At 57.5% G+C, this 9413-nt stretch carries 9 protein-coding genes; 7 read left to right on the top strand and 2 right to left on the bottom strand.

Features of this window, described 5'->3' with window-relative positions; all coding sequences use genetic code 11:
* The 4 genes from U862_RS0128910 to U862_RS0128895 all read left to right on the top strand — a co-directional run.
* Window positions 1–1059 (top strand): RHS repeat domain-containing protein (locus U862_RS0128910; protein ID WP_029977915.1); only part of this gene is annotated, 1059 nt, incomplete at its 5' end.
* The gene (locus tag U862_RS0128905) at window positions 1056–1517 is read left to right on the top strand and encodes a hypothetical protein (RefSeq protein ID WP_025113565.1); all 462 of its coding nucleotides are present in this window, start codon (window positions 1056–1058) and stop codon (window positions 1515–1517) included. The genes U862_RS0128910 and U862_RS0128905, both read left to right, overlap by 4 nt.
* Before the next feature lie 190 nt (window positions 1518–1707).
* Entirely contained in the window at window positions 1708–2103 is a 396-nt protein-coding gene (locus U862_RS0128900) for a hypothetical protein (protein ID WP_025113564.1), read from the top strand.
* Between the two features lie 4 nt (window positions 2104–2107).
* Entirely contained in the window at window positions 2108–2371 is a 264-nt protein-coding gene (locus tag U862_RS0128895) for a PAAR domain-containing protein (RefSeq protein ID WP_025113563.1), read from the top strand.
* A gap of 293 nt (window positions 2372–2664) precedes the next feature.
* Here U862_RS0128895 and U862_RS30835 read toward each other — a convergent pair whose 3' ends face one another.
* Complete coding sequence (locus U862_RS30835) at window positions 2665–3486, bottom strand: hypothetical protein (RefSeq protein ID WP_157836089.1); 822 nt, start codon at window positions 3484–3486, stop codon at window positions 2665–2667.
* Window positions 3487–3663: 177 nt separating this feature from the next.
* Between U862_RS30835 and U862_RS0128890 the strand changes: the two genes are divergently transcribed.
* The 3 genes from U862_RS0128890 to U862_RS0128880 all read left to right on the top strand — a co-directional run bounded on the left by U862_RS0128890 (window position 3664) and on the right by U862_RS0128880 (window position 7710).
* Window positions 3664–4164, top strand: a complete 501-nt coding sequence (locus U862_RS0128890; RefSeq protein ID WP_025113562.1) for a sigma-70 family RNA polymerase sigma factor — start codon at window positions 3664–3666, stop codon at window positions 4162–4164.
* Between the two features lie 40 nt (window positions 4165–4204).
* Window positions 4205–5188: a FecR family protein gene (locus U862_RS0128885; protein WP_025113561.1), complete on the top strand. Its 984-nt coding sequence runs from the start codon at window positions 4205–4207 to the stop codon at window positions 5186–5188.
* Between the two features lie 98 nt (window positions 5189–5286).
* Complete coding sequence (locus U862_RS0128880; protein WP_025113560.1) at window positions 5287–7710, top strand: TonB-dependent receptor; 2424 nt, start codon at window positions 5287–5289, stop codon at window positions 7708–7710.
* A gap of 85 nt (window positions 7711–7795) precedes the next feature.
* On the opposite strand, the gene U862_RS0128875 is transcribed toward U862_RS0128880, so the two are convergent.
* Entirely contained in the window at window positions 7796–8947 is a 1152-nt protein-coding gene (locus tag U862_RS0128875; RefSeq protein WP_025113559.1) for an MFS transporter, read from the bottom strand.
* Between the last annotated feature and the right edge of the window lie 466 nt (window positions 8948–9413).

Below are 9413 nucleotides of genomic sequence, written 5' to 3'. Positions count from 1 at the left end.
GACGCACTGGGACGCCGCCTACACAAAAACTCCCGCGCCCACTACAAACAGCGGCCTGAGGCAGGCTCTCTCTGGAACAGAAACGAGCACGCGCGCAAACAGCGCGAATTCGGCTGCGGCTTTACCTTGTACGGCTGGGATGGCGACAACCTCGCTTGGGAAAGCAGCCCGGCGCAGAGCGATGGCGAGCCGGGACGCACGGTGCACTATGTTTTCGAGGCGGGCACTTTTGTCCCAGTTGCGCAGGCTGTACGGCATGCGCCGATCAATCTGATTGGGCTACCGGATTACAGCGGTGAATACAGCCTCGATGAAGACCCGGTGTGGAATCACAAGGCAACGGCATTACCGTTTGATGCGTTGGTCTGGTATCAGTGTGATCACCTGGGAACGCCGCAGGAACTGACGGACTCGCACGGCAACATGGCGTGGACCGCGCAGTGCAAGGCGTGGGGGCAGGTGACGGAACAGCGTTCAGAATGGGCGCGGCAGCATGGTGTGATGAATCCGATACGGTTCCAGGGGCAGTATCACGATCATGAGACGGGGCTGCATTACAACAGGCATCGGTATTACGACCCAAGCGTTGGTCGGTTTATAAGTAAAGACCCTGCCCGCTGGGCAGGAGGGCTGAATTTTTATGCCTACGCGCCAAATCCTATCCAATGGGTGGATCCACTTGGGTTGGCTCGTGTTAAGGGGATAACGCCGAATAATAAGGGAACCCGCACAACCATAGAAAGTGACAACCTTCCACAAACTGAGATAGGTTTCAGCAAGCGTGCTCTAGGCAATGGTATCCATGATCCAGTAGTGGCTGAACTTTATGAGGATGTTCATATTGACGATCGTTCTGTCTTTCATGGTGATTGCGGCGAGGCGGACGCCCTTAGCAATATTGCGAAAAAATACAACGTTAAGACAGTCGATGAGTTGAAGGCTCTAACTAAAGGTGGCAGATCAACGACGCACAGGAATGATGGCGTTTTGAAGCCATTCTGTAAGTCATGTAAACAAGTTATGGGTAGGCTAGAAATGGAAGATGGAGCCACACAATGATTGATAGTATAGAAGTTAAAGAGTTTGATGATCTGGAGGAGCAGTTGCTTGATGCGAATGTTTCTTATGGCGAGATGACGCGTGAGTACGCTAGTTATCTAATGGGTCTTATCCAAAGAGGTGAATTAAAAACTATTGCTGCCAGCAAGTTGGAAAAGTTGGTGCCGTTCTTGAAAGAGGCCATCTTGCGCGAGCGTATCGAAAGTGATGAAGTACTTCGAAAGAAGCTCACTGTCGATCTCTGGAAAATGGAGCAGCAAAGTCGCAAGGAAGATGAAGATTTTGCAAATTTCATCCGAGGTGTGCTCTATTGCTATGGTATAGAGGAGGTTTGGGAAGAGGAGGGCGATGGTCCAACCCCTATCTATCTTTATTTTTTGATCCTGAAAAAAATATTACCGGGTCTGAGGAAAGATTTTATTAGTAGTTTTAATCGATTCCTTGGCGGGCGCAGATAAGCCATTCTCTGTTTTTTTGTCGGGCTCAGATAATAATGGCTGGAGAGAATCTCTCCAGCATTACTTAGGCCAGAACTACAAAGATAGTGCAATCGGTTCATAAGAAATTTTAATCGCAAAGCTCAAAACACAACCCCGGACAAATACACAATGCAGGTTGGACAATAGTGGGGGCGGATTTGTTTTTGCAATGAGTTATGAATGCAAGCTGGTGTTCGACGACACCACCTCAGCCAGCAAAGTAATGAAGGAACTAGAGGGCAGCGGCGCATGTGTTCGCGTGCAACAGCCTGGTGACCTCTACCTGAAAGATCAGTCGCTCAACAGCAGCGCTGATTATGACGCTCGATTGATCTATGAAAGTGAGAGCGTTCTGTGGCTTCAGGTCAATTTCAAGTCATTGAGCCTTTACCAAACCATGCTCTCGGCGTTGGGTGGCAGCGACTATAGATGTCTTGAGGATGGTGACGACGATGAAAAGATGCCGCTCAAGGAAGCATTTCGCACCAAGGGCAATTTTTGCAGAACTGTTGATGGTCTGCATCGTGCGTCCGTGCAAATAAACAGGCCATGGTCAAAGGAGTAACAACATGAAAGACGCCATTCGCTTGGGCGACTCCACCACTCACGGTGGCAAGGTCCTCGAAGCGTTCTCCCGGACCGACCTCAACGGTAAGCCGATTGCCGGGGTTGGTCACAAGGTCAGTTGCCCCCTGTGCAAGGGGATTTTCCCGATTGCCGAGGGCAGCAGCACTTACACCGTGGACGGCACATCCATCGCGCTGGACGGTATGAAAACCGCCTGTGGGGCGGCGCTGATTGCCAGTGGCCCGAAAGGTACCGTGATCAGCTAAGTATCTGAATTTCGATTAGGCATACTTCAACGTCGCGTATTGAATCGCCCCTGATTTCCTAGACGGCATCGACTGGCTCCCTTTAACTGTTCCCTGCACGTTGTTACTGCGGTGTATTCTGGTTAAGTGGAATGCAAGCGATCGGTCGTCACAGATGTAGATTACTGGTCAGCGGCAATGCACATGAATGATCGAATCCGTGAAATGGTACAACCACGCTGTAAACCGGTTTTATGCGCTGTTAACCACAGTGGTTAAGCACGCAGCCTTCTGCCAGACGTATTGCCGACATTTCAGAGGTGTTGATGAGGAGCCTGCGTGCTGAGCCAGGTCTGCCATTCATCACTTTCCAGTCGCCACTCCCCAATCACACCGGCGTCTGATTTAGCTTTGAATGAAACCGATAAGGTGCCTTCCTGAATTGCTTTGAAAAGGTGAGCTACCCCTTTCCCTGAAATGAAGGGGTGACGGAGTGCTTCACTCAAGGAGAGAGTGCTCGAGCTTGATCGTCGATATTTGATGCAGGCATTGGAGATGTCGAACGAATTTGTATCGATCCACCACGATTGTCCCGCTGCGGGCCGGCCGCCGCGGGAAGTAAAACACCCGTTTTTGCATAGCACTTTGATAGTATTGACTGGCAGCTTTAGTTGATTGGCTGCTTGCGCAATATTTAACAAGGGAGGCAGGGTGGCGGCGAGGTGCCTAGCTTGTGTCAGATCAACGGCAATCGACTTATTGCCGCATGCAGAGATGCCTCTATATCCGTGAAGCTCGCCTTCGGCGATCAACCTTTTTAGCAATGGAACGTTAAGGTTGAGTGTTTTTGATGCGACCTCCAAGGACGCCAACTGCTTTGGTTCACTGCGTAAATGGGAGCCGAGATGCGAATTGCCTCGGACACAGTCTGGATGAAGTGAATGTGTTTCAAGCTCAGAACGAACAAAATCAAAGGCGTGGCTCGTGAGTCCTTCATAGATATTCATTCTCAAACGATCTACATGTCTTGCGGCTGAATTCCTCTTGGCGTTTGCAATACGCGCATCCAGTTTTTGAAGCGAGCAATGAAAGGAAGCTGGCCAGTCCGACAAGAGTCGGCCGGCCATCGAGGTCATTTGATACCTCTGCTTCGTGAGCGTCGACGGTGCCAAATAGTCCGCTCAGCGGTGCCAAATCCGACGCGCGCTTACACATCTTTCTTGAAAACCTACACGAACCCGGCTTCCAAGGAATAAATTGCCGGGCTTAATAGGAAGCATTACTATTCACGCCCCTTTCCACAGCACGCTGTCATGAACCCCATGCTGCCCCGCAGACCCGGCTTTTTCGAGCATTACGAAGAGTTGATCGGCACCTGGACCCGCCGCCTGCGCAATCGCGCGCAGGCCGAGGATCTGGCGCACGACACCTTTGTGCGGGTGCTCGAATCCGATTCGGCAACGGTGCAGCAGCCACGGGCGTATCTGCACCAGACCGCACGCAACATTGCGGTCGACGGTTATCGGCGTGAGGACCGGCGGGGTGCCATGGAGTCGCAGGCAATCGATCACAGTGTGTCGTCAACTGGCGACCCGGAGCATTACATGCATGCGATCCAGTTGGCCGACTCCATCGAGCGGGCGCTTCAGGAATTGCCGGTCAATTGCCGCAGGATTTTCGTCTGGCAGAAGATCGAAGGCCTGACCCAGGCCGAAATCGCCGAGCGCCTGGGGCTGTCCAGAAACATGGTCGAAAAGTATATGATCCGCACCCTGCGGCACTTGCGCGATCGTCTCGACGGCTTGCAGTCATGAGTGCTCGCCGCTTTTCATCCCCAGCCCGACAGGACATTCCATGATGGATACCCGTGATTGCGCGTGCGGGCAAACAACGGTGCGCGATGAGGCAGCACGCTGGTTTGTGCGTTTGCAGGAGCCACTCATCAGTGCCGACGAACAGCAGCGCTTCGACGCCTGGCTGAACCAGCATCCGCAGCACCGTGACGAATTTCAGTTGCTACAAGGTTTGTGGACGGCGGCTGATCTGCTGCCGGCGCCGCGTCTGCAGGCCCTTGTTGCAACACCGCCAGCGTGTCGCGAACGACGTCCGTTGCTGCGTTATGCGGTGGCCGCCAGTGTGCTCGCGGTGGCACTCGGGCTCGGTCTGTTCAGCGGGCTCAATCATCCGGGCGGCTACCGCGCCGAGTTCGTCACGGCACTGGGCGAGCGCAAGCATGTGGCGTTGCCGGACGGATCGGTGATCGACCTCAACAGCCGCAGCCGTTTGCAGGTGCGTTATGAACAGGATCGCCGGCTGATTGAATTGACCGAGGGCGAGGCGATGTTCAGCGTCGAGCACGACACCTCGCGACCGTTCGTGGTCGAGGCCGGCAGCGGCAAGGTCACGGTCACCGGCACGCGTTTCGATGTGCGCCGCGATCTGACGCAAACCCGGGTTGCGGTGGAGCAGGGCACGGTCAAGGTGCAGGGGCGCAATGCGCCGGACAATCAATTCATCAACCTGACCGCAGGTCTCGGCACCCATATCGATGCCGAGGGCAAAGTCGCTGCAGCCTATGCGGTCAACCCTGGCGAGCTGACGGCCTGGCGTGGCGGAAAACTGGTGTTCACCAACGCCAGCCTCAGTGAAGTGGTAGCCGAAGTGTCGCGTTATCGCGAGAAACCGCTGACTGTCAGCAACCCTGCGGTAGGCAGTCTGCGCCTGACCAGCGTGTTCAAATCCGACAACACTGATGCCTTGCTCAAGGCCCTTCCAGGCATCCTTCCGGTGGCCGTTCGCACCCATGCCGATGGCAGTCAGGAAATAATTTCAAAATAAAATTCAGGTTTTTTTCGAGTTCATCGTCTTCCTGTTCAACTGCAACTGGTTTGCATTAACAGACGCACACTCTTGCGATCCACAGGACAACGTTCGACGTGAAAAACACCTCAGCCAACAACAAAAAATCCCCTTGGTTGCCGCTGGCTCTTGCGCTGGCGGTCAACGCTGCTGTGCCGCTGGCCTTCGCCGGTGACGCCATTCACATCCGTGCACAGCCCTTGGGCCAGGCCCTGAGTGAACTGGGTCAGCAAACTTCGCTGCAAGTGTTTTTCAGCCCGGACCTGGTCGCCGGTAAGCAGGCACCGGCGGTCGATGGCAATATTTCGCCGGAGCAGGCGCTGCGTCAGTTGCTGCAAGGCAGCGGTCTGGACTACCAGCTCAACGAAGGCTCGGTGACCTTGGCACCGGCCGCCACTGCCGCTACTAACGGTCCACTGGAACTGGGCGTGACCGACATCAAAGTGGTCGGCGACTGGCTCGGTGACGCCGATGCCGCCGTGGTACAGAACCACCCGGGCGCACGCACGGTGATCCGCCGCGAAGCGATGGTCGAGCAGGGCGCGATGAACGTCAGTGACGTGCTCAAGCGCGTGCCGGGCGTGCAGGTACAGGATTCCAACGGCACTGGCGGCAGCGACATCGCGTTGAACGTCGGCGTGCGGGGGCTGACTTCGCGTCTGTCGCCACGCTCCACTGTACTGATTGACGGCGTACCGGCCGCGTTCGCGCCGTACGGCCAGCCGCAATTGTCGATGGCGCCGATCTCCTCGGGCAACCTCGACAGTATCGACGTGGTGCGTGGCGCCGGCTCCGTGCGTTACGGGCCGCAAAACGTTGGCGGCGTGATCAACTTTGTTACCCGTGCCATCCCGGAAAAAGCCACCGGGGAAATCGGCACCACTCTGGAAACCACCCGTTACGGCGGCTGGAAGCACATCGACACGGCGTTCCTCGGTGGCACCGCCGACAATGGCATGGGCGTGGCGCTGCTGTATTCCGGGGTCAACGGCAACGGTTACCGCGAGCGCAACAACGACAACGATATTGACGACGTGCTGCTCAAGACCCATTGGGCACCGACCGAACAGGACGATTTCAGCCTCAACTTCCATTATTACGACGCCAGCGCCGACATGCCCGGCGGCCTGACGCAGAAGCAGTACGACGACAAACCGTATGACTCGGTGCGCGACTACGACAACTTCAGCGGCCGGCGCAAAGACGTGTCGTTCAAGTGGATCCGCCAGATCGACGAGCGTACTCAGGCAGAAATTCTGACCTACTACACCGACAGCTTTCGGGGCAGCACCATCGCTGCTCGCGACCAGAAAACCCTCAGCTCGTACCCGCGTTCCTACTACACCCTGGGTGTCGAGCCGCGCGTGTCGCGGGTGTTTGACGTGGGCCCGACCACGCAGGAAGTCAGCGTCGGTTATCGCTACCTGAAAGAGGCCATGCACGAGCAGTCGAGCCGTCTGGCGCTGGTCAACAACCAACCGGTGGTCACTCGCACCTCAGACGGCCATGTGTTCCAAGACCGCACCGGTGGCACCGAGGCCAACTCGGTGTATGTCGACAACAAGATCGACGTTGGCAACTGGACCATCACTCCGGGCATTCGCTTCGAACACATCAGCACCGACTGGCATGACCGCGCCGTGCTCGATACTTCGGGCAAACGCGTGCCGGAGAAAAACCGCAGCATCGAAAGCAACGAACCGCTGCCGGCGCTGAGCGTGATGTATCACCTGTCGGACGCGTGGAAACTGTTCGCCAACTACGAAACCTCGTTCGGCAGCCTGCAGTATTTCCAGCTCGGCCAGGGCGGTTCGGGTGACCAGACCGCCAACGGCCTGGAGCCGGAAAAGGCCAAGACCTACGAGATCGGCACGCGCTATAACGATGACGTGTGGGGCGGGGAAGTGACGCTGTTCTACATCGACTTCGATGACGAGCTGCAATACATCAGCAACGACGTGGGCTGGACCAACCTTGGCGCAACCAAGCACCAGGGCATCGAAGCGTCGGTGCATTACGACATGGCGGCGCTCGATCCGCGCCTCGACGGGCTGACCGCCAACGCCGGTTTCACTTACACCCGTGCGACCTACGAAGGTGAGATTCCGGGCTTCAAGGGCCGTGATCTGCCGTTCTATTCGCGGCAGGTGGCGACCGTAGGGTTGCGCTACGACATCAACCGCTGGACGTACAACATCGACGGTTTTGCCCAATCGAAGCAGCGCTCGCCGGGCACCGGGGTCAACGCCGATGGCAGCTTCAACGGCAACTACATCACCGAAGGCACGGCCGACGGACAGTACGGCGACATCCCGGGCTACGTGACCTGGAACGTGCGCGGCGGGTATGACTTCGGCCCGCAGGTTTCGAACCTGAAGCTCGGCGCCGGGGTGAAAAACATCTTCGACAAGCAGTACTTCACCCGTTCCAGCGACAACAACTCGGGGATGTATGTGGGCGCGCCGCGGACGTTCTTTGTGCAGGCCAGTGTAGGTTTCTGATAAACCGTGTCGTCCCCGTCGCGAGCAGGCTCACTCCTACAGATTCAGGGTGATACTTGTAGGCGTGAGCCTGCTCGCGAGGCTTTTAGACTTTGAGTGTTTTGCCGCCGATGGCCACTGCCACCAACAGCACCGCCATCAGCCCGAAAGCAAAACTCAAACTGCTGGCATGGGCGACAAAACCGATCACCGCCGGCCCCGCCAGAATCCCTGCATAACCCAATGTAGTAATGGCTGGCACCGCGATGCTTTCCGGCATCACCGTCTGCTTGCCCACAGCGGTGTAGAGCACTGGCACGATGTTCGAGCAGCCGGCACCGACCAGCGCATAGCCCACCAGCGCCGCCTCCCAGCTCGGGGCGAAGGTCGCCAGAAACAGGCCGGCCGCCGCCAACAGACCGCCGAACAGAATAATCCGCGTGGCCCCCACACTGCGCACGATCCGGTCCCCCATCAAGCGTCCCGCCGTCATGGTCAGGGCAAATGCTGCGTAACCCAGACCCGCGTACGCCGTGTCGATTCCGCGTTCCTGCGCGAGGAACACCGCGCTCCAGTCCAGCGCCGCGCCTTCGGTGAGGAACACGATGAAACACATCCCGCCGATGAACAGCACGATGCCGTGGGGCACGGCGAACGCCGGTCCCGAGCTTTCACTGCCGTACGGCAGCATGTGAGGCACCGCTTTGAACAGCGCACCGATCAACACCGCAACCACCACCAGCATTGCCGCCAGCGGCGTCAGCCCAAGGCCGAGCAGGGCACTGACACCCGCCGCGCCGACAATCCCGCCGAGGCTGAACAGGCCGTGAAACCCCGACATCATGTTTTTACCGCTGGCCCGTTCGACGATCACCGCTTGCAGGTTGACGGTTGAATCCACCGTGCCCAAACCGGCGCCGAACATGAACAGCGTGGCGATCAACGCCGGAATCGACGACACCGTCGCCAGCAACGGCAACGCCGCGCAAATCAGCAGGGTGCCGCCGGTGGCCACTTTGCGGCAGCCGAACCGCGTGGCGAGAATCCCCGCCAGCGGCATCGCCAGAATCGAGCCAACCCCCAGGCACAGCAACAGCAGGCCCAACGTCCCTTCATCGAGCCCGGCCCGGGCCTTGGCGTACGGCACCAGCGGTGCCCACGCGGCAATGCCCAGGCCGGCGATGAAGAAAGCGATGCGCGTCGACATCTGTTGCAGGCGTCCGGGGACGAAGGTGTCTTGGGGGTTGAGGCTGGTCATATCGATCCTTGGCAAAAAACGTCGCGTCCCCGAATGACCATACTGGCGCGGCGAGGTTCGATCGCAGGTCACGGGGAAGTGCAGCCGACATCCTAACCTGTAGGCGTTCGCCTGCTTGCGATAGCGCAGTGTCAGTCAAAAAATATATCGACTGATGCGCCGCCTTCGCGAGCAAGCCCGCTCCCACATTGAAAGGTGGGCGCTCAGCGAATTGCTGTCATGCACGGATTCCTGTGGGAGCGGGCTTGCTCGCGAAAGCGGCAGTTCAGGCGAAAACCGGATGCCTGACAGACCGCCTTCGTGAGCAAGCCCACTCCCACATTGAAAGGCGGGCGCTCACAGATCTGCTGTCATGCACGGATTCCTGTGGGAGCGGGCTTGCTCGCGAAAGCGGCGGTTCAGGCGAAAACCGGGTGCCTGACAGACTGCCTTCGCGAGCAGGCTCGCTCCCACATTGAAAGGCGGG

Source organism: Pseudomonas sp. H1h (assembly GCF_000633255.1).
Classification (GTDB): domain Bacteria; phylum Pseudomonadota; class Gammaproteobacteria; order Pseudomonadales; family Pseudomonadaceae; genus Aquipseudomonas.
The sequence above is the reverse complement of the archived record's forward strand: the minus strand, read 5'-3'. Positions and strand labels throughout refer to the sequence as shown.

What these genes read in the sequence shown, in the direction of transcription:
- U862_RS30835 (WP_157836089.1), bottom strand. Translation starts at nt 3,486, where the DNA reads ATGACCTCGATGGCCGGCCGACTCTTGTCGGACTGGCCAGCTTCCTTT.
- U862_RS0128895 (WP_025113563.1), top strand. Translation starts at nt 2,108, where the DNA reads ATGAAAGACGCCATTCGCTTGGGCGACTCCACCACTCACGGTGGCAAG.
- U862_RS0128875 (WP_025113559.1), bottom strand. Translation starts at nt 8,947, where the DNA reads ATGACCAGCCTCAACCCCCAAGACACCTTCGTCCCCGGACGCCTGCAA.
- U862_RS0128905 (WP_025113565.1), top strand. Translation starts at nt 1,056, where the DNA reads ATGATTGATAGTATAGAAGTTAAAGAGTTTGATGATCTGGAGGAGCAG.
- U862_RS0128885 (WP_025113561.1), top strand. Translation starts at nt 4,205, where the DNA reads ATGATGGATACCCGTGATTGCGCGTGCGGGCAAACAACGGTGCGCGAT.
- U862_RS0128900 (WP_025113564.1), top strand. Translation starts at nt 1,708, where the DNA reads ATGAGTTATGAATGCAAGCTGGTGTTCGACGACACCACCTCAGCCAGC.
- U862_RS0128890 (WP_025113562.1), top strand. Translation starts at nt 3,664, where the DNA reads ATGAACCCCATGCTGCCCCGCAGACCCGGCTTTTTCGAGCATTACGAA.